Genomic DNA, 21,586 nt, shown 5'->3' on the forward strand with positions numbered 1-21,586 from the left:
AGCAATACTTGCTAATTCCGATTGTGACGTCCACGATTGGAGTTCGAATGACCGTTGGAATTGCCTTCTTGAGTTCCATCCGTTGTAACTTCAGTCGTAGATGCATCCGTGTTTTCTGGATTTACCATAGTATCTTCATCAGAAATGCCTGCATCCGGTGTAGTAGTCTGACCATTTCCCTGATTAGTATCGTTTCCATTGCCGGAATTTCCACTATTGTTACCTGTGCCGCCAGCACCATTCCCATTAGTATCCCCAGGAGATGCCGGAACCTGACCTGAGCCATTATTGTTATTGATACCGCCAGGAGATGTATTTCCCTGATCTGTACCGTTTTGTCCGTCTGTAGCCCCGCCATTATCCGGTAAGGTTCCATTCTCGTTTGGATCAGTCCCTGGCTGTGGATCAACCGGAGTAGTCTCTGCCGGAATTTCCACACGGATCGTATTAGAAGCCTCGGATTCTTTACCATCCGCCCCATAAGCTACTACATAATATTCATACGTGTTTCCAGCTATAGGAGACGTGTCTTCACCACTCGTGCCCTTCATGGCCTCCATGATTGCCGTAAAGCCTGTATCGGAAGTCCCCTTGCGATACACGCGGTATTGTACATTATCCCCCGTAGCCGCAGTCCAGGATAACGATACAATTTGGGTGTCCTGACTATAAGACCCGCTCAGTCCGCTCGGAGCGGTAGCCTGAACCGGCTCTTCTGGCTTCTGCTCAACTGGTGGTTCATATCCCTTCGGCTCGCTGAATTGCGTAACCGGGTGTCCCTTGAGAGCTTCACCCATGACCCTTCCGAAAAAGGCTGCCGACTGCCCACTGTAGTTTCTCAGCATATGCTTGCTGTCCGGCTTGTCATAACCCATCCATACCGCTCCGGTATATTCCGGTGTATAACCGACAAACCAGATGTCCCGGTTACCACTGTTACCGCTAATCCCACTTTGGGTCGTACCCGTTTTACCAGCTACAGGCCAGTCAATACGTGCTTTGCGACCTGTACCGCTATTGACTACATTTTGCATCATTTGTGTCATTTCATAAGCCGTTTTTTCACTCATTACAGATTTAGTTTCCTCTTCATGAGTATAAACAACTTGATCATCACTATTGTTAATTCGCTTAATAGAATAAGCTTTTTGGAATTGTCCTTTATTGGCAAAAGCGCTGTACGCCTGCGCCATTTCAAGGGTATTCGTTCCTTTGCTTAATCCACCCAATGCGATAGCAAGTGAGTGATCATTTTTGTCCATCGGAATTCCTACGCTCTCGGCAAATTGAACCCCTTTTTCCACACCGATTTGGTTCAGCAACCATACAGGCGGAATATTTTCAGATTTCGTAATGGCGTCGAGCATGCTGATGGTCGACGAGTAACCATGCAAGTTTTTCGGACTGTATCCGTTAAAACTCTGGCGTTCGTTACTCAAAGGGGTATCCATCGTAAACTTACCGGATTCAAGAGCTGGCGCATAGGCTACAATCGGCTTAAATGCCGATCCTGGCTGTCTGCGGCTCTGTGTCGCACGATTGAAGGTTCCCTTTTTGTAATCCCGTCCGGGTGCCATCGCGGCAATTCCACCTGTCTGGTTGTTAATAATGACCATCGAGGCTTGAACAGGCTGATCGTCCGGACTTTTTTCGAACATGTCATCATCTGCCATCGCCTGATCCAGCGCATTTTGAGCCTGGGCATCCATTGTGGTATGAATTTTATAACCACCAATAATCAGATCATTACCGCTAACTCCTGGCAACGCATCCTCTGCCTCATCCATTACATATTCCATAAAATTTTGATACTTTTGAACTTTTTCCGGCTGTTTGTAATCGTAATTTACAGCTTTGGCCTCTTCCATCTCTTGCTTCCCAATCATCCCTTGCTCAAACATCAGCTGGAGAACCACAGCACGCCGGGCCTTTGAGTTTTCTGGGTTACTAATCGGATTATACTTGGATGGCCCTTTTGGAATAGCTGCCAGTGTAGCGACCTGCCACAATTTTAATTTATTCAAATCCGTTTGCCCAAAATAGCCTTCCGACGCTGCCTTAATTCCAGAATACGAGCGTCCAAACCAAATCCGGTTCAGGTAAAGTGTAATAATTTCATCTTTAGTCAAATTCCGCTCCAGCGCCATTGCGATGGATACCTCTGTCGCTTTACGGAAAAAGGTTTTGTCACGTGTCAAAAACAAGTTTTTGGCCAGCTGCTGAGTCAGCGTACTGCCGCCCTCCACTGCCGAACGGGCCACAATATCCTTAACGGCTGCCCGGCCGATAGACCAAATATCAACCCCTTGATGCTCCATAAAACGCTTATCCTCGGTTGCGATAAATGCTTTTTTGAGCAGCGGTGGAATTTCTTCACTTTTGACAGGATCGCTTTTTTGCACAGACAACTCACCCATGAGCACACCGTTGCGGTCATAAACCTTCGATGTCTCGTTCACTGTAATTTTGTCCTTGTTGGCTTTGTAAATTTTTTCGCCATTAACCATGACAAATAAGTATCCACCAAGTGCGCAAAATATAGCTAACGCCGCTGTAATAAATAGCGTCCACCCCACTCGCTTACCTGTTATTTTCTTTTTCTTGCCCTTCGGCTTCTCTTTAGATGTGTTTCTATTGCGATTGCCGGATCTGGACAATGAATCGTTTGGCATTCCCCTGACTCCCTTTCGCGAATAATCATATGATACCTAACATAAGCTTAAAGCTTGCTGTCGGCAGCATGAAAGTAAACGGAATGAAAAGAACAACCCTGATCAGGTTGCTCCCGGTCACATTCCTATACAGTTAGACGAGACGGGCGCCTGAAAAGTTTCATGAACCCGGGCGACCGTCAAGCCGTAATCAGTTATCGCTAGCGTTATCCTGTTGCTGTACAAGCGATACATTGCGTTGCGGTGTAAAGGTGGAGATGGCATGCTTGTAAATCAGCTGTTGCTTTCCATCCGAGTCGATAACAATCGTAAAATTGTCAAATGCTTTAATCGTCCCTCGCACCTGAAATCCATTGATGAGGTATACCGTTACAGGTATAGAATCCTTGCGCAATTGATTCAGAAACGTATCTTGGATATTAATGGACTTGTTCATTTTAGCCGTACCCCCAATAATCATTTGGATTGTTTTGAAGTATATTCAAGGTCTGTCCGGAACTTTCCTGCTATAATTTCGTGTATTCGGGCTGCATGAGCAGAAAAATTTCCGAAATCAGTGACATCTACCCACTGGATATCCTTCATATGGCGAAACCACGAGAGCTGTCGCTTCGCAAAATGACGCGTATCCCGTTTTAGCCAAGTCACCGCCTCTTCCAAAGACACTTCTCCCCGCAGGTAGGAGGATATCTCTTTATAGCCTAGACCTTGCATGGAGATGGCATCGCTTCGCACTCCCCGTTCCATTAAGGAGGTTACCTCAGCAACAAGCCCTTGATCGAGCATCCCGTCAATTCGGTCTTCAATACGTTTATATAGCATTTGCCTATCCATTGTCAAACCTACAATGCAGAGTTGGTAGGGAGATTCCTTTTTTTGACTGGCAAGTTGAGAGCTTAGTGTCGTTCCGCTAACATGGTAAATTTCCAGTGCCCGAACGACACGACGACGATCATTAGGATGCAAACGAAGTGCACTTTCGGGATCAACCGCCTGTAGTCGCGCATGAAGCGCCTCAGCTCCAAACTGTTCGGCATAGTCAAGCTGTTCCTGACGAAAAGCTTCGTCAGCCCCTACCTCGGAAAACTGGTATTCATAGCAGACTGATTCTACATATAAACCTGTTCCGCCTACGATAAACGGTAGCTTTCCTCTAGATTGAATATCAGGTATGAGACGACGACAGTCTTCCTGAAATTGGGCTACTGAATATGGGTATTCTGGCTCATGAATATCAATTAAATGGTGCTTGATTCCTTCCATTTCCTGTTCGGAAATTTTGGCGGTTCCAACGTCCATATGACGGTATACCTGCATGGAATCCCCGGAAATAATTTCTGCGTCAAATTGTCGAGCCATCTCGATGCTTAGTTTCGTCTTGCCAACCGCAGTCGGGCCAACAAGAACAAGTAGTTTAGGCTTAGGTGCCACTGTCAATATCAATCACTCCGTACACTGTTTTCGTTGTGCCCCGCTGCTCCACACGGAAGCCGAGGCGGGCAAATTCCCCGCTACCCCGTTTTTCTTTTAATACAATTGTTTTTCGTGCAATCCGTTTCGCATGAATAATACTTTCCTCACTCAACGCGTCTGGGTTAGCCAACCCTCTCAATGGACCGATTGCGCTGGAATCGAGCAACGGATCACGGAACATAGGGTCAAAGTAAATAATATCTATACTGCGATCCGGCAAACTACGCAAATAGTCCAAATGATGACCAAAACGAACGTCAATGTTGGAAAAGGCCTGATCTACTTCAGCGTTGCCGGAACGGTAATGCCTCATTCCATCCTTGATTAAAGCATAGACGGGGAAAGAACTCTCCACAGCCGTGACTTGTCCAGAGCTTCCAGTTCCAATTGAAAATAGAAGAGAATCCGTACCAAGTCCTGCGGTGCAATCCAGCACAATATCACCCGGGACGATCCGGGCAGCCGTCAACATCGGGTCAGGTTCACCCTTTAATACTCGTTTGGCGCGAATGAAGCCCATACTCGGGTGAAAAACCATCGGTGATTGTTCTGGACTAATCAGCCTCACTCCGCCCTGCACCAGAACCAACGCTTGACGGACTCTGTGAGCCGCAATTAGCTTAGCTACCGATATACCACGACGAGGGGCATACAGAACCCCTAACTCGGCTGCAAGCAGCTTCGCTCGCTCCATAACCTCTGCCGAGGGGGAATCCCCTGTCGTGACCAGTAATTCGACTTGCTTCTCCCGTAGCCTCGACCGCTCTTCTTCTTCACGGTTTTCCCGATCCTGCAACATATATATACTCCCTTACATTACTCTTTTAAACAGCTTCTCTAAATCATATGTGGAAAAGGAAACCACAATAGGTCGCCCATGAGGGCAAGTATATGGTTGTTTGCATGCTGCCAAACGCTCTAGCAGCACGATAGCCTGTCGGTCAGTCAGCTTCTGGTTTGCTTTAATCGAAGCCCGGCAGGAGCACATAATTGAGGCTGCTTCCCGCAGCTTAGCAAGATCAATGGCTCTTTCCTCCAGCACCCATCCGGCCATTTCCTCAATGACATCCGCTTCTTCCCCTTGGGGAAGCCAGTACGGGTAAGAGCTGACACGGAAGGTTTGACCGCCAAAATGCTCCAAATACACCCCCGCCTGTTCAAACCAGTGCAGCCTTGTTTTCAACTTTTCCGTCTCGGAAGGCGTAAAATCCAGTGTAATTGGCAGTAGCAGTTCCTGCGATACTGACGCAGGATTGCCGAATTTTTCATAATAAAATTCATAATTCACCCGTTCATGCGCGGCATGTTGATCAATTAAATACAAGCCCTGGTCGTTCTGCGCAATCAGATATGTCCCATGGTGCTGACCGATTAAATTCAGTTCAGGAAAAGTGGGCAACTCTGGAGCTTCTCCCGACACCGCTGCCAATTGCTCGGCATCTAGGCGTTGCTGGCGCGGCTTCTGATCCGCGAAATGACGGGAATCCGTAGCGTGTCCCGCAATCGGCGGCATAGAAGATGGGTAAGCAGCAGAAGCAGCCGTTTCCTGTATCCCTCCACTGTATAAGGAAGATGTGCCTATTGCGGCACTATCTCCTTCGGACGACTGTACAGTCGCTCCATCAGGGAGCGGCACGTCCCCTCTAACTTCACTCCCGCTGTTTTCTTCTACAAAATCTGCATCCAGTTCATCATCACTAATACTTTTACCTGAAAGGTTGTTTGCCCGTCCAATGACTGAGAGGCTATCCCTGCTCGGACGTTGCTCACGCTCCTGGCTACCTCTGTTATTCTCTTCGTTTCTGTTCAAGTAATTGGATTGGCGCGGTACCTGGCTCTCCGGCGAAGTCACGGAAAGTGGCAGTGCTCCCCCCTGGTCTTTGCCGGAAGGAGCATCCCCTTCCACACTATTTCCCTTCGAGAAGTGAAACTGCTCCTGCACAAACGAGCCACTGTCCTTGCCACCGATCTCGCGCTTGACTGCCTTCGGAATCAGCACTTGCTGCCCTAAAACAGCTTTTACCGAATCTTCAACCAACTGAAACAGTTCAGCTTCTTTGCTGAACCTTACCTCCAGCTTGGCAGGATGAACGTTAACATCCACCAAAGAAGGATGCATTTCCAGTTGGATCACAGCCAGCGGAAAACGATTGATAGGCAACAAGGTATGATACGCCTTGAGCAACGCCTGATTAAGCCCGTAGCTTCGCACAAAACGTCCATTCACTACCGTAGAGATCGCATTTCGATTTGATCTCGTCCACTCTGGACGGCTGACATAGCCGCTAATTCGGTAATCGAGGCTCTCTCCTTCCAGCAGCAGCATGGATTTCGCCGCAGAAGTTCCGTAAATAGCGGCAATCACCTGCAGCAAATCACCATTACCCAGCGTTTGCAGCAATGTATTGCCATTATGCCGCAATGTGAAGGCTACTTCTGGATGCGAAAGCGCCATTCGATACAATACATCCGAAATGTGTCCCAGCTCGGTCTGGATTGTTTTCATATATTTCAGCCGTGCAGGTGTATTATAAAACAGCTCCCGTACGGTAAAATCCGTCCCTTGTCTACTAGCAGCATCCTCGTGAAGCAACAGCTTACCGCCCTCAATCACTAATTTACGGGCACGTCCGTCATCTCCGGCTGCTGTAAGCAACTCTACTTTCGATACAGCCGCAATACTTGGCAACGCCTCTCCTCGGAAGCCGAGACTTGTGATCTGAAACAGGTCGCGACCATGTCCAATTTTGCTTGTCGCGTGCCGATAGAATGCCGTTTCCACATCTTCAGGCTCAATGCCACTTCCATTATCCGTCACCCGGATACTTTGCAGGCCGCCCTCTTCTACCCATACGTCCACCCGCGTACCGCCTGCATCAATCGCATTTTCCACCAGCTCCTTCACGACGGAGGCTGGACGTTCTACGACCTCACCGGCAGCAATCTGGTTCGCAATATGTTCATCCAGTACCCGAATTTTAGACATCCTCTTAACCTCCTCCTGACTTCAAAGTGTGATGAAAAATAAGAATAATGTCACTTATTTTAACTACAGGCCATTAGCCTTGTTTTTAAGATCATTTAATAGCTGCATTGCCTGTAAAGGAGTCATATTCATGACATCAGCATTTTTCACTTTGCGCAAAATTTGGCGCACAATCGGATTAGCCTCTACTGTCTCTGCGTGTGACTTGGAGGAGGCAAGCTCCTGCTCTCCGAAAATGGACAGCTGTACCACTTCGGTTGCTCCTTGCTCCAACGTGCTGGAAGTTTCCACCGTCTGCAGATTATCTTTTTTTATCAGGGTGGCCTGCTGTGATAAAGACTGAGCTGATGATGCAGTTTCTCCGCTTTCTCGCAATGTCTGGCCTGAATTATATTCGGTCAAAGAAGAAATATTTTCTGTCCCTGAAACTGTACGAAGATCAGTCCCTTCCTTCCCTCCTACTACTGTCTCGGTACCTGCCGTTACTTGAGCCGCTGCCTGTTCAAAACCATTCAGCAGTCCATTCGCTCGCTCAATAATGTTATTGGGCAAGCCTGCAAGCCGAGCACAATAAATACCATAGCTACTGCTAGCCGCTCCCGGTATGAGCTTGCGCAAGAAATTCACCTTGTCGCCGCTTTCCTGCACGGCCATAGAGTAATTTCGCAGCGAAGACAGGCCTTGCTCCAAATGCGCCAGCTCATGGAAATGCGTGGATACCAGCGCCTTACAGCCGATCGTGTCATGGACAAATTCGATGACTGCCTGTGCAATTGCCATTCCTTCACTGGTGGATGTACCTCGTCCCAGTTCATCAATAATGATCAAGCTTCGCGGAGTTGCCTTGTCCGTCATTACTTGGATATCTGCCATTTCGACCATAAACGTACTCTGCCCGCCGATGAGATCATCCGCCGCGCCGATCCGTGTAAAAATACGATCCAGCATCGGCACCTTGGCACGTGCAGCAGGGACAAAGCAGCCAATTTGAGCCATAATTGCAATAAGTGCAACCTGACGCATATACGTACTTTTCCCAGCCATATTCGGCCCAGTGATAAGTAGAATATGCGCATCGGCTTCCTCCAACACCGTGCTGTTTGCGATAAAACCGCCATCTTTCATTACGGCTTCCACCACGGGATGGCGCCCCTGCTCGACTACGAAATCATATCCTGTAGTCAGCTCAGGTTTCACAAATCCCCGTTCCGAGCTAACCGAAGCCAGCGACTGATACACGTCAATTTCAGCAACTTGTTCTGCCAGCTTTTGCAAACGTGGAATTTCAGCGTTCAGTTTACTGCGAAGCTCGGTGAAAAGCGTGTACTCCAGATCAACCATTTTATCCTCGGCTTCCAGAATTAGAGATTCCTTTTCCTTCAACTCCGGTGTAATATACCGTTCCGCATTCGCTAGCGTCTGTTTGCGTTCATATCGACCTTCTGGTAATGAAGCCAAATTGGATTTGGTCACTTCGATATAATAACCAAATACTTTGTTGTATCCAATCTTAAGTGACCGAATGCCGGTTGCTGCACGTTCCTTGGCCTCTAGCTCAGCGATCCAACGCTTACCGTTCACACTCGCCTCGCGCAGTTCGTCCAGACGCTGATGGTAGCCTTCCTTAATAAGACCTCCATCCCTTACGGAAATCGGCGGTTCATCCGCCACCGCTTCCTCAATCAACGCACACAGGTCTGTACAGCTATCCAGCATTTGTGCAATTCGTCTCAGCGTCTTCGAAGGAGATTCAGCGCACAATTCGCGTAAAGACGGAATTCGGGCCAGCGACAGCTTGAGGGCGATCAGATCACGTGCATTAGCACTGCCAAAGGCGATCCGTCCAACCAGACGCTCCAGATCATAAATCTCTTTAAGCTGAGCACGTACATCCTCTCGGAAAATAAACTGGTGATATAGCTTGTCCACCGCCTCCAAGCGCTCCTCAATAAGACTGCTGCTCAACAACGGCTTGTCAATCCAACGACGCAACAGACGCGCTCCCATGGATGTCTCTGTGCGATCCAACAGCCACAGCAGCGAGCCTTTCTTGGAGCGTTCACGTACCGTCTCCACCAGTTCCAGATTCCGGCGGGTAAATGGATCCAGAATCATAAAATGGTTTGGCTCATATACCGAGATTTGGGTCAATTGGCCTAACGATCTTTTTTGCGTTTCATTCAAATAGGAAATCAGGCGCGATACGCACCGTCTACGTTCCTCCGTAAGCCTTGCCCACGTGGGTTCCCCAAATTGATCCCGAACCAGATCATCCTTGGATTTGTCCCAAGCCGTATACACAACACGCCGTCCAACGGGGGACATACGGGATGTCACAAAATCGAGCAGATGACCATCCCCCAACATTTCGGAAGGCTCATAAATGTTAATTTCATCTAGTAGCCATTCTTTCGAATCAGGCACAGAGGTCACATACAATTCACCTGTTGACAAGTCGCACGCCGCCAGCGCCAGCATCCCGTCCGTCTCTGTGACACATACCATGTAGTTGTTGGATTTGTCGCCCAGCACCTTTCCTTCCATTACCGTACCCGGGGTCACAACGCGGACAATATCCCGTCGCACCATCCCCTTCGTAGCTGAGGCTTCCTCCATTTGCTCACATATAGCCACTTTATAACCCTTCTCAATGAGGCGCTGTATGTAATTTTCCGCTGAATGATAAGGCACGCCGCACATCGGAATTTTTTCCGTGGCGCCACCCTCACGACCCGTAAGTGTAATTTCCAGCTCCTTGGATGCAAGAATTGCATCATCGAAAAACATCTCGTAAAAATCTCCCAGGCGGAAAAACAAAAATGCATCTTTGGCCTGCTCTTTTATGGATAAATATTGCTCTATCATCGGTGTATATTTGGACATACCGTTTACTAACCCCCACACTTTGTTCCGTTTAAACTTATAATTATCTCTCATTATATCAAAAATGACAGTCGATAACATGAAACCATTCCTGGTGTCGACACTTCATTTTACGTAAGCTTCCAATACGGGCGCAAATCCCGTGATTCATCCCACTGTTTCCCCTTGCGGAGGCTGTCCAGCAATGGCGCTACATAAGCTTCATATTGCGAGTATATTTCCAGTGAAACCATGTCCAAAATAAGAGGTTCCATATACTCTTTAAGGACAAGTTGATTTCCTTCATAAAAGGCTCTGTGAGCCTCCTCCTCACCCAGCGGCCTACGTTGCAAACGCGGATATTGAGAGGCAATGAGAAACGCCATTCCAATCACACCTTTCGCCAGCTGTGGCGAGATAAGAAAACTGGGCAGTGTACGATATTCAAAGCCTCCATACGACTGACGGCGAAAATCACCTAAATTGCCATAATGCGGTCTGCGCCGAGTCGCACGCTTGTCTTCCAGTAGCGCCAAAGGCAGTGCCAAATAGTTATCTAGTGCCCGAAGCAAGGCACCGTTTAGCGAAACCCCGCTGAAATGCAGATGTCCGCCCAGCGGAAAACCCGGTTGTGGCATCCCCCCTGCCTGCCAGATGAGTGTGTGGTCGGCAATGCGCCGGGCTGCTGTTGCAAAAGCTTGACGCAGGTGCTTCAGCAGATGGGCCGGATCTCCACTCGGCGCAGGGCGAAGCTCAGCGACTGGATACAGTGTTCGTCCTCGACGAGTAACAGCATCGCAGCCGGCTATGCCGAGACGACCCAAATATCTTGAGGCCGGAACGACCCGTCCCTCGGGCATACGAACCAGCACAAATTCAGGGTCCATTCCGATGAGCAGTCGATCTCTTCCTCGTTGCGCTGAAAGATTCTCACTCTCAACATCCCCTTCGCGCGCAGCAATTTCATATAGCGTGGCCAAACGTCCATCGTTCAGCCATGGCTGTGCCGAGATTTCGCGCACCTGACAGCTGCGCTCCCCCAGCGGCGTCAGTACCACCTCACCACTGTCCAAACCCAGGGTGTACAACGCTCGTACAGCCAGCCGCTCCATCCGGACATAGAGCGGTGAATGTTGATCCAGTTCAGACAGATCGTATGCGCGGACTTTGGAAGGGCCTTCGATGGCACGTCTACGAATTTCCAACACTCGCAGTAGATGGATTTGCACCGCGTAGCCTATCGCAAAATCTGCTATACTGCTATCCATCCACTGCACCGCTATGCCTGAACGCTCCAGTCTACGCTTTTTTTCATCATTTGGCATCTGTCTGAAGCGTATGAGCGCCTGTCCCGGCTGCTGCATCATATTCCCCCCTACGGACTACGTACGGATTTCAACCCAATTTCAACCCACAATAACAAAAAAGGAGGGCCTTTGCCCCCTGCGCAGAATCAGCCGGCGCAAAGAGTAAAGCGGCCCTCTTTTTGGTTACTTCTGTCAGAGCTCGTCGTCAATGAGGTCGGGGTCGAGCTCCTCATAGTCCCCCTCTTCCGCTCCAAAATCAAAGTCTTTGTCAAAATCATCGCTGCTACCATTCGGGAATACTTCTACAACAATCTTCGTTTCCGCCACCAGCTCCACCGCAAATTCCCGCTCGACCCGGATCATTACGCTGCCACCTCCAGAAGACACACTGGCCTCGACGCAACTCGGCTCCTGTGTAGCTTCGGCGGATACTTCCACTGTAGACGCCCGGTGCTTCGGATCAAGATACGAGAGCGGCACATTTTCCACGTACGACACCGTTTCCTTGGCCACATCGGTCTGCGAGTTTTTATCGTATGAGTACCAAATATTGATATCATACGTCCCGACGACCTCAATGCCGTCCCCCGCCGCCACAGCTTCATACTGGTGGTTAATAATCCATGCCCCTAAAATGCTCGTCGGATTATTCGGCGGAGTTACGGTATGGGTTACGGTAGAGAATCTGCGACCTTTACCACAGATCGCTTTGGTAATAATCTCTCTACGATTTTTATGACTTAATGCCATTCTTGAACCTCCTCCATACAATCAATCATTCCATACATATGTATGCAGGTTGTGGGCGAATGTTGAGTGAATAGGCGAAAAGGAAAAAATATTATTTGTATAAGCATATGCCGCGATGGCTTGAACTCATGCACGCCAATGTGTTACATGCTGCTCAACGATCTGTAAAAATTCACTAAGAGCCGGGGATTTCCACTTTTTCGTGTGATAGGCGACCTGAGTAGCCACCTGCTGTTCACTGTCATCCCAGGCTAAACGCGCCATTTTACCTTCTCGCAGCTCGTTTTGTACCGTTACCAGCGGAAGCAGCGCGATACCCAATCCAGCCATGACACACTGCTTGATGGCTTCAATACTCCAAAATTCCAGGCTAGGGTCTGAAAAAATACCGTGTTTATTCAAATACTGCTCAAAAAGGATACGGTACGTACATCCTGCCTCCGTATGCAAAATGGTTTCGTCTTTCAAGTCAGCAGGCTCTACCCGGGTATAGGTAACCAGCGAATGCTTAAGTGGAGCAACCAAGGCCATCGGCTCATGAATAAGCGTGGTGACATTCAGTTCTCTATCCTCCGTCTCAGGCTGAAGCAAAAAAGCCAAATCCAGCTCACCGGAGCGGATCAAATCGCGTAATTCCCAGCATTCGCCGGGTTTAAGGACAATTTTAACCTTCGGATACCGTTCTCTGTACTCACGGATCAGACTCGGTAGACGAAAAGCGGCCAGAGACTCTGGTGCTCCTATTTTCAGCGTGCCTGCCAATTCCGTTTCTGAACGAAGCGCATCCTTGGCCATAGCATGCATCTTGGAAATTTCCTGCGCATAGGGCAGCAAACGTCGTCCAGCATCCGTCAGCATGATTTTCTTGCCAATGCGATCAAAAAGCGGCGTACCCAACTCTGCCTCCAGCGTTTGAATTTGAGCAGTGATACTCGACTGTGCATAATCCAGTATACGCGCTGCTCGCGTAAAACTGCCTGCCTCAACTACATTTAAAAAGGTAAACAAATGCCGCGATTCCATAATCCGCTCCTTCAATCGGTTTTTCCGATGCAAGCAATCGTTATATTCCGTTTTTCCGATAGATTGATTATCTGATAAGCTGGAGAAAATAACAAGAGAAAGAAGGCTTTTCTGCATGACAAATGAAAGTAAACTTCAATCCACCATTGGTCTTCCACAGGCCATTGCACTCTATATCGGAGCTGTACTGGGTTCGGGGATATTGATTGTGCCTGGACTTGCCGCCCAAATGGCGGGACCGGCATCGCTGCTGGCATGGGGTTTTATGACCCTGCTCATCCTGCCAATGGCACTTTCCATGGGTCTTCTATCCGCCAAATTTCCGAATGCGGGAGGGGTATCGCATTTTGTCACGTTGGCCTTTTCACCACGTGCTGGTGCTTATATCGGGTGGTTTTTTCTTATGTCGGTTCCGATTGGGGCACCTGTTGCCGCACTCACTGGAGCTGGCTATATGACCGCAGCCATGGGCTGGGGAGAGGAAAGCCGCATGATGTTAGCCGCTGCTATGTTGGCGGTGGGCCTGATCATCAATTGGATCGGCATGAAGGTCGCGGGACGTATTCAGATCGCTGTCGTCATAGCTATCGTTGCCGTCCTCATATTCGCCATTGCCGCAGCACTTCCTCAGATGGAAACAGTCCATTTCACCCCGTTTGTTCCACATGGCTGGTTCCCTGTCGGTCAAGCGGCCGCGATTCTGTTCTGGTGCTTCATCGGTTGGGAGGCTGTGTCCCATATGTCAGAGGAATTCACCAATCCCCAGAGAGCAGCCGTTAAAGGCGTGACCATTGCAGCCGTCATTGTTGGTTTGCTTTATTTCTTAACTGCGCTGGCTACTGTGGGCACACAAAGTTACCTTGCAGGGGATTCGGATGCTTCGCTCGTATGGGTGATTAGTCGGGCTATCGGGCCATGGGGCGCGATAATTGCAGGCTTGACGGGTATCTTTATTTGTACCGCTACTATTATTGCTTATGTTGGTGCCGCTTCACGTGTCGCTTATGCTTTATCCCGGCAAGGACAGGCCTTTCGCTGGATGGGCATGTTATCCCAACGATTCCATACCCCTATCGGTGGCATTGCTTTTCTTAGCGTCTGCTTCGTGATCATTATGGTGTTGTACGGTAGTGGTACTGTTTCACTCACTAACCTGATCCAGTTCCCGAACGCCACCTTTATTCTGACCTATCTAGGCGGTTGTGCAGCAGGAATTAAGCTTCTGCGTGGTAGTCGCTGGGGCGTTGCCATTAGTTGGATATCGTTCATCTCTACGGCGATCGTTTTCCCCTTTGTCGGATGGGCTATGCTGTACCCTTGCCTGATCACCGCTGTCTTATGGATCACAGACCGAATTCGGCACAAACGGACTTTGAGTCATCCGGCTTCTACCATCACTGAACAAGAAAAGGCTACTGTCCGTCATGGATAGTAGCCGCTCAAGGCCTTTTACTCTAATTTTTCACTGGAGTAGGGGCCTTGTCCTTTTTCGCAATTTTCAAATACTGATGAAGCTCATGTGTAAGCTGCAATAATGCCGAACGAATCTCAAATTCCTCCCGGGTTGCGGGAAGCTCCATTGCTTTAAATTCTTCACGAACCTGCTCCAGCAGCTTCTCAGTCTGTCCCGTATAATGTCCAGCCAAAACGTCATTGCTAAGCTGGTCGAACAGCTCGGCCAGAAGCTTGGCCTGCGGCATATGCTGATACATTTGTGCGATCAACTGCATCATGTTTTGGATCGAATCCAGCTGCTCTTTTCGCATATAAAAATACACATTCCAACCCTCTTGGGGACGAAGCATCTGATTTTCCAAGGAACGCCCCGCCTCCGTAACCCCTTTGGCTATCACGCTGTTCGCTTCAATAACTTCCTTGCCATCCCATATGTATGCTGGACTACGCAGCGTATTGGCCATATTTCTGAATATAACAGAAAATGTCCGATCCACTTCCTGCCGAATTTGTTGCATTGTATTATCAGAACCCGGCATATAGGCTAAATTGACAATCATCGCGGAACCCAGTCCAATCACTAGCAGAGCTAGCTGGGTCAGCAGTACCTCCATATCAATCACGCCGCCGCTGAATACACGAAAAACCACGACCGAGCCGGTGACGATCCCTTCTTTAAAGCCTACCCGTACAATGACTGGAAACGCCGTTAAAATATATAATGCTAGTACCCAATCATGAAATCCGAATACCACAAACAAAACACAAGCAAAAAGAAGCCCCACGACGGATGCAAAAAATCTCGCCGAAATGGTACGGAGACTTCTCTTGCGTGTGACATCCACCCCCAAAATCGCTAAAAGCCCTGCTGAGGTGGCTCCATGAATGCCAAAACCCTCCGCAATAAGTACGGCCATTAATGCGGCAATAGCCGTTTTAATCGTACGAAAGCCCATGAAAAAATTCTGTCCTCTCTAGATGAAATCTGTTTCCACATTTTCATAAATATTAAGTATTTCATTTTCATGGTACTTTATTTTCACGTTTTACACAAATGTTCAGAAATTTTATTATTACCGATGAGGACGACCGGAAAGCAGACGATGCTCCACATACACGACCGCCTGATACATCAGTGTAGCTACGACAGCAATGATCAACAAACTGGACATAACCAGCGTGAAATTGAACACCTGAAAACCATAGATAATCAAATAGCCTAAGCCGTTTTTGGCCACCAGAAATTCACCAACTATCACGCCAACCCATGCCATACCGACATTCACTTTCAGCGTAGAGACGATTGCAGGAAAGGATGCAGGTAAAATCACCTTTTGAAACGTATCCCGGCGTGATCCGCCAAACGTACGAACCACTTTGATCAGATTCGAATCAACTTCCTGAAAGCTGTTGTATACGACTAGTGTCGTAATAATGACCGTAATGGAGAGGGTTGTCATTAGGATAGCAGTAAATCCCGCCCCAAACATGACGATAAAAATTGGACCTAGCGCCACCTTAGGCATACTGTTGAACACGACCATATAGGGATCAAGCACCCTCGACAAAAACGGTGACCACCAAATAAGTACAGCCAGCAACGTACCTAACAGTGTACCGAGTAAAAACCCCGCCATCGTTTCTCCCACGGTGACACCTACATGTCCCCATAATTCACCACTGACCGCATCCTTACCGATCTGGGTGAAAATTTTGCTCGGATAGCTGAACAACAGTACATCAATCCACTTCAAACGGCCTGCAATTTCCCATAGCACAAACAAAAGCAGTAAAATAGCTGTCTGTACACCTGTCACTAACCATCGCTGCGAACGCCTGCTGCGTAAATACGCCTGATGTAGTCCTTGAATCCAACGTTGCTCAAGCTGATCCGCTTCGTCCTTCATACGTTAACTCACTCCTTTGCTCCCGAAGCCTCCAGTTCACCCCATATTTCATGAAAAAGCTCATTAAAACCCGGCTGCTCGCGTGCATAAAAAGGCTGAGCTTTTCGGATGCAATCCGGAATCTCGAAGGTACGTCGGACATGACCAGGATTTCGACCCATCACTATAATCCGGTCACTGACCGCAATGGCCTCGGCCAAATCATGTGTGACTAAAATAGCCGTCTTTCTCCGCTCGCGCAAGGTTTCCGCAATCAGATCTTCCAGCTGTAGCTTGGTTTGATAATCCAGCGCGGAGAAAGGCTCATCCAGCAGCAGCAGCCCCGGATTGGTCGCCAGCGTCCGTACCAGCGCCACGCGCTGACGCATTCCCCCAGACAGCTGGGACGGATGCAGATGCTCCTTCCCTCCTAGACCCATGCCTTCCAGCAACAGCCGTGTCCGCTCACGCGCAGCTTCATCCACTCTATTGCCTAGCTCCAAACCCAACAATGCGTTATCCATTATCGTCCGCCACGGGAACAGATAATCCTGCTGCAGCATGTAACCGACCTCTGGACTCGGACCACTTACCGGCTGACCTTGCAGCATGACTTGGCCTGCCGCTGGACGCAGTAGCCCCGCGATCATGGACAGGATCGTCGTTTTGCCGCAGCCGCTTGGACCAACCAAACTGACAAACTCCCCTGTCTCTACAGAAAAATCAATATTCTCAACCGCCAGCGAAGCTTCACGATCCGTTACATAGACATGCGTCACTTTCTCCATTCTCACCATCGGGATGGTCGCGTCCGAAGTGAGGCCACTCCGTTCCTCCATCATGACGAACCTCCAGCACCGACACCTGCATCCGTAGATTCAGTTGTGCTCTTTTTCACAGGCGGTTCAGTATTCCCGGTAGAGTTTGATGAAATCGCTTGTTGTGCAAAGCTTGGGTTCACTAGCTTATCCAGTACAACCGGACTTTTAAGCTCCCCTGCCGAGGTCATGACATCCTGTAAGTTCTTCCATTCCTTTTCCTCAATCATCGGGTTCAAAGCATAGGTACTCTGTTCCTTATATCGTTTGATACTACTCGTCAAAACAGCTAAATCTGTATCTTTAAAATAGGGCGTGATTGCTTCAGCAATCTGTTCAGGTGAATGCGTAGCAATCCACTGTTGTGCCCGATATACAGCATTTGTAAATTTCTGTGCAGCCTCGCTATTTGTGTTCAGGTAGCTTTGCTTAGCCATATATACCGTATACGGCAACTCGCCGCTCTCCACACCGATAGAGGCAACTACCCGTCCACGGCCTTCCTTTTCAAAAATAGATGCCTGTGGCTCAAACAGCTGCACATAATCCCCTGTACCGGAGCCGAAAGCAGAGGCAACATTAGCAAAATCAATATTTTGAATCAGCTTCAGATCCTTATGAGGATCAATGCCGTGTTTGCGAAGTGTAAATTCAAGTGACATTTGCGGCATTCCGCCCTTGCGTTGCCCCAAAAAGTTTTGTCCTTTCAGCTTTTCCCATTCAAAGCTATCCTGCGTTTGACGGGCAAATAAAAAGGTACCATCCTTCTGTGTCAGTTGGGCAAAATTAATGATAGGGTCCTCTGCTCCTTGCTGATACACATAAATAGATGTTTCCGCGCCGATGAGCGCGATATCTGCCTGATTGGACAATAACGCCGTCATCGCCTTGTCACCCCCGGGAATCGTTGCGAGTTGGACATTCAGTCCCTCCTGAGCAAACATCCCCTGGCTCAAGGCTACATACTGCGGCGCATAAAAGACCGTACGGGCTACCTCGCCCAGTCTGATCTCAATCGTCTGCTCCCCTCCTTTAGGGGTGCACCCACTGAGCAACAGTAATCCGAGTAGTGCCGCAGCCACCACAGCTTTGAAACGAGCGCCGTTTTTCATCCTTGTTCCCTCCCCACCTTTTTACATCGGTTGACTTCATATATTGTTATGCGACTGTCGTTATAATGGTTAATCGCACAAAAAAAACCCGCGTTCGCCTAGGAACGCGGGGTAGATGCATATATGATTATTTTATAGTTTCTAAATTACAGCTTGTATATGGAGGTATATTTCTCTTCCAGATAGTCGGCGAGATAATCCGGGTTCAGCTCCTCACCTGTAATGGCTACAATCAATTCGGATGGCGTCCGACTCTTGCCGTAACGGTAAATACGTTCGGTCAGCCATTGCTTGATCGGCTCAAGTTCCCCAGCAGCAATTAATTCATCCAGATTGGGCAACTCTTTGCGTAATGTCGCCAAAATTTGCGCTGCATACATATTGCCAAGCGAGTAGGAAGCAAAATAACCAAAATCACCACCGGACCAGTGAACGTCTTGAAGTACGCCCAGTCCGTCATTCGGTGGTAGAAGCCCCAGGTAGTCCTTATATTTCGCATTCCACACCTCGGGGAGACGCTTCACATCCAGCTTTTCATTAAACAGCATTTTTTCAATTTCATAACGGATAATGATATGTAAATTATATGTTAGCTCATCCGCTTCAATACGAATCAGTGAATTTTCCACACGGTTGACTGCCCGGTAGAATTGCTCTGCCGTAACCTTCGCCAAACGATCAGGAAAATGCTGTTGCAAATCATCGTAATACCGATCCCAAAAAGCACGACTGCGTCCGATTTTATTTTCCCACAAGCGCGACTGGGATTCATGAATCCCCATAGAGGTTCCTCCAGACAGTAGTGATCCTGCCAGCTCTGGAGCAATATTTTGTTCGTACAGCGCATGGCCTCCTTCATGCAACGAACTGAAAATAGCGCTGGTTACATCATCTTGCAGATAATGAGTTGTTATACGCACATCACCTGGATTTAATCCTGTTGCGAAAGGATGTACACTCTCATCCAAACGACCTGCGTCAAAGTCATACCCCATCTGTCCTAAAATGAACAGGCTGAACTTCTCCTGCTGCTTCACATCAAACACACCATCTAAAAAGCTCTTATCCGGCTGGTTCGATGAAGCCTGAATTTTAGACAATAGGGGCACAAGGCGCTTTTTGAGACGATCAAACACAGCATCCAGCTTTTCAACCGTCATCCCCGGCTCATATTGATCCAAAAGCGTGTCATACTCTGTATCCTTAACACCCCAGTAGCCGATAAACTCACGCTTCATGTCGACGATTTTAGACAAGTACGGTTCAAATCCGGCAAAATCGCTATGTTCCTTTGCGTCCTCCCACTTGCTCTCTGCCTGTGCTGCAAGAATGCTATACTCCCGATATCGGTCTGCCGGAACCGAACGATTCAGTTCATAATTTTTACGGCATTCCTCCACCAATCTGCGATCATTATCCTCCAGTTGCTTCAGCTTGTCTTCTGGGGCAAAAAATTGCAGCAATTGTCCCATTTCATCCGAGATCATCAGCTTGAACATTTCAGTGGACAGCATACCTAACGTCTCCGACCGAATGTCAACGCCCTTTCGCGGGGCACCAGTCCGTAAATCCCAGTGCAGCAGACCTACTGCTTCGCCATAACTACTAATTTTGTGTGCAAGCTCCTTTAAAGCCGTCAATTGATCCAACGTCTGTTGCGCCATATTTGAGGTCACCTCTTTAACTTAAAATGGTTAAAACTTTACAATACCTATACTTGATGATACTTATATTAAAAAGTATAATCAACACACAACATGTACGACCAGCTCCTAAGACCTGAAATAAACGTTGGGCTGTACATATCAAACTTTATAAGAATCTGGAGGGAACAATCGTGGATCACATCAAAGACATTTTAGAGTACAATCGTGTTTTCGTAGAAAACAAAGAATACGAGGCCTATAGAACGGGCAAGTTCCCCAATAAAAAAATGGTCATTATCACCTGTATGGATACACGGCTAACAGAGTTACTCCCTAAAGCCATGAACCTGCGTAATGGTGATGTGAAAATCATCAAAAATGCGGGTGCGATTATTTCACAGCCCTTTGGAAGCGTAATGCGCAGTGTACTAGTCGCCCTGTATGAGCTGGGAGCAGACGAAGTAGTGGTCGTGGGCCATTATGAATGCGGCATGGCTGCATTAAATGCAGACCACATGGTCAATGAAATGCTCGATCGCGGAATTTCTCAGGAAGTGCTGAATACATTAGAAAATTCAGGAATTAAGCTAAATAAATGGTTGAAAGGTTTTGACAACATTGAAGAAGGGGTAAAAACTACCGTGAAGCTTATTAAAAATCACCCGCTTCTCCCCCCTAATGCCCCCGTTCACGGCATGGTTATTCATCCAGATACAGGAGCGTTAACGCTTGTCGTTGACGGGAATGAACAGTAAATAGGATACGCTTCGGCAGAAAGTTACCAGGTAGTTTAAGCTCGTACATACGAGCTTAAACTACCCTTTTTTATGAAAAAAAGCGCATATACGTGGAAAATGACAGGAGCCAATTTTGGCTAACCTGTGAACGACCTGTCTGAAAGTTGTCAAACCATACAGTTTCAGTGTACACTTTTCATGAAGCTGCAGAATACCTGCCGCAGTGCTGTTACAACCGTTACTATGATGGATGAAGGAGATAAGATCTATGAATTTACTATCGTATGGTCTGTTGGGGCTTCTCGCAAGAGAGGAATCCTCCGGCTATGATCTGATGTTGCGTATCCAGCCTTTTTGGCAGGCCAAGCACAGTCAGATCTATCCGCTACTGGCCCGTATGGAGGGCAAGGAACTACTAGCCTCCCGTTGGATTCAGCAGTCCGACAAGCCTGATAAGAAAATGTATACCATTACCGACAAGGGAATCCATATGCTTCAGCAATGGTCCCAGGAAGCGTTAGCTGCTCCGGTTACACGGGATGAATTAAGTCTTCGACTGTTCTGTCTTTGGTTGACAGACAAAAGTAGTGCCAATCGTATGCTGGAGGAACGCAAACGTCATTTTATTCAGAAAATCCAGCATCTAGAGGATATTCTGAACAACATTCCCGCAGAGAATTTACATTTTGGCAGTAAAAACTTTGGTGACTATATTTTAGTACAAAAAGGGCTTTTGAATGCTAAAGCAGGTCTGGAATGGTGCCAAATGGTTCTGCACATGCTGCTTGCCGGTGATGTCAGTGTGGACACTAATCCGTTTGCACTTAAGCCGCAAAGCTAAATGCTTTTGCTAATCCAT

The 21,586-nt window shown here is 48.1% G+C and carries 17 protein-coding genes; 3 read left to right on the forward strand and 14 right to left on the reverse strand.

What is annotated here, in order from left to right; all coding sequences use genetic code 11:
• Positions 1-11: 11 nt before the first annotated feature.
• The 9 genes from MKX30_RS02530 to MKX30_RS02570 form a co-directional block, all read right to left on the reverse strand.
• The gene (locus MKX30_RS02530) at positions 12-2,672 is read right to left on the reverse strand and encodes a PBP1A family penicillin-binding protein (protein ID WP_264453670.1); all 2,661 of its coding nucleotides are present in this window, start codon (positions 2,670-2,672) and stop codon (positions 12-14) included.
• Positions 2,673-2,862: 190 nt separating this feature from the next.
• Positions 2,863-3,108, reverse strand: a complete 246-nt coding sequence (gene hfq, locus MKX30_RS02535; RefSeq protein ID WP_023989043.1) for an RNA chaperone Hfq — start codon at positions 3,106-3,108, stop codon at positions 2,863-2,865.
• A 20-nt stretch (positions 3,109-3,128) separates the two neighbouring features.
• Positions 3,129-4,109 (reverse strand): tRNA (adenosine(37)-N6)-dimethylallyltransferase MiaA, encoded by a 981-nt coding sequence (miaA, locus tag MKX30_RS02540; RefSeq protein ID WP_220025261.1) that lies wholly within the window; start codon positions 4,107-4,109, stop codon positions 3,129-3,131.
• Positions 4,093-4,944: a class I SAM-dependent methyltransferase gene (locus MKX30_RS02545; protein WP_028540709.1), complete on the reverse strand. Its 852-nt coding sequence runs from the start codon at positions 4,942-4,944 to the stop codon at positions 4,093-4,095. The genes miaA and MKX30_RS02545 overlap by 17 nt, the downstream gene beginning before the upstream one ends.
• Positions 4,945-4,956: 12 nt before the next feature.
• On the reverse strand, positions 4,957-7,131 hold the full coding sequence (gene mutL, locus MKX30_RS02550) for a DNA mismatch repair endonuclease MutL (RefSeq protein WP_076264857.1): 2,175 nt from the start codon (positions 7,129-7,131) through the stop codon (positions 4,957-4,959).
• A gap of 63 nt (positions 7,132-7,194) precedes the next feature.
• The gene (gene mutS / locus MKX30_RS02555) at positions 7,195-10,014 is read right to left on the reverse strand and encodes a DNA mismatch repair protein MutS (protein ID WP_075154363.1); all 2,820 of its coding nucleotides are present in this window, start codon (positions 10,012-10,014) and stop codon (positions 7,195-7,197) included.
• A gap of 110 nt (positions 10,015-10,124) precedes the next feature.
• The gene (locus MKX30_RS02560; RefSeq protein WP_075154364.1) at positions 10,125-11,360 is read right to left on the reverse strand and encodes a putative amidoligase domain-containing protein; all 1,236 of its coding nucleotides are present in this window, start codon (positions 11,358-11,360) and stop codon (positions 10,125-10,127) included.
• Between the two features lie 132 nt (positions 11,361-11,492).
• Complete coding sequence (locus MKX30_RS02565) at positions 11,493-12,050, reverse strand: outer spore coat protein CotE (protein ID WP_013310588.1); 558 nt, start codon at positions 12,048-12,050, stop codon at positions 11,493-11,495.
• A 126-nt stretch (positions 12,051-12,176) separates the two neighbouring features.
• On the reverse strand, positions 12,177-13,073 hold the full coding sequence (locus MKX30_RS02570) for a LysR family transcriptional regulator (RefSeq protein WP_069080296.1): 897 nt from the start codon (positions 13,071-13,073) through the stop codon (positions 12,177-12,179).
• A gap of 115 nt (positions 13,074-13,188) precedes the next feature.
• Between MKX30_RS02570 and MKX30_RS02575 the strand changes: the two genes are divergently transcribed.
• The gene (locus tag MKX30_RS02575) at positions 13,189-14,505 is read left to right on the forward strand and encodes an amino acid permease (protein ID WP_068942660.1); all 1,317 of its coding nucleotides are present in this window, start codon (positions 13,189-13,191) and stop codon (positions 14,503-14,505) included.
• Positions 14,506-14,527: 22 nt separating this feature from the next.
• Here the strand turns inward: MKX30_RS02575 and MKX30_RS02580 are convergent, their stop codons facing one another.
• From MKX30_RS02580 to MKX30_RS02600, 5 genes are all read right to left on the reverse strand, one after another.
• On the reverse strand, positions 14,528-15,484 hold the full coding sequence (locus MKX30_RS02580) for an aromatic acid exporter family protein (RefSeq protein WP_023989050.1): 957 nt from the start codon (positions 15,482-15,484) through the stop codon (positions 14,528-14,530).
• Positions 15,485-15,601: 117 nt separating this feature from the next.
• Positions 15,602-16,435 (reverse strand): ABC transporter permease, encoded by an 834-nt coding sequence (locus tag MKX30_RS02585; RefSeq protein WP_013310592.1) that lies wholly within the window; start codon positions 16,433-16,435, stop codon positions 15,602-15,604.
• Between the two features lie 8 nt (positions 16,436-16,443).
• The gene (locus MKX30_RS02590) at positions 16,444-17,256 is read right to left on the reverse strand and encodes an ABC transporter ATP-binding protein (protein WP_023989052.1); all 813 of its coding nucleotides are present in this window, start codon (positions 17,254-17,256) and stop codon (positions 16,444-16,446) included.
• Entirely contained in the window at positions 17,253-18,344 is a 1,092-nt protein-coding gene (locus tag MKX30_RS02595) for an ABC transporter substrate-binding protein (RefSeq protein WP_341057613.1), read from the reverse strand. Before MKX30_RS02595 ends, MKX30_RS02590 begins: the two co-directional genes overlap by 4 nt.
• 146 nt (positions 18,345-18,490) lie before the next feature.
• Positions 18,491-20,008 carry a carboxypeptidase M32 gene (locus MKX30_RS02600; RefSeq protein ID WP_068942662.1) on the reverse strand — a complete coding sequence of 506 codons (1,518 nt, stop codon included), beginning with the start codon at positions 20,006-20,008 and terminating at the stop codon, positions 18,491-18,493.
• 173 nt (positions 20,009-20,181) lie between these two features.
• On the opposite strand from MKX30_RS02600, the gene MKX30_RS02605 reads away from it, so the two are divergent.
• Entirely contained in the window at positions 20,182-20,745 is a 564-nt protein-coding gene (locus tag MKX30_RS02605) for a beta-class carbonic anhydrase (RefSeq protein WP_023989055.1), read from the forward strand.
• Positions 20,746-20,995: 250 nt separating this feature from the next.
• Positions 20,996-21,568: a PadR family transcriptional regulator gene (locus tag MKX30_RS02610; RefSeq protein WP_028540701.1), complete on the forward strand. Its 573-nt coding sequence runs from the start codon at positions 20,996-20,998 to the stop codon at positions 21,566-21,568.
• Positions 21,569-21,586: the final 18 nt, after the last annotated feature.

This window comes from Paenibacillus sp. FSL P2-0173, from assembly GCF_038008045.1.
In the GTDB taxonomy this organism is placed as follows: Bacteria; Bacillota; Bacilli; order Paenibacillales; family Paenibacillaceae; genus Paenibacillus; species Paenibacillus polymyxa_B.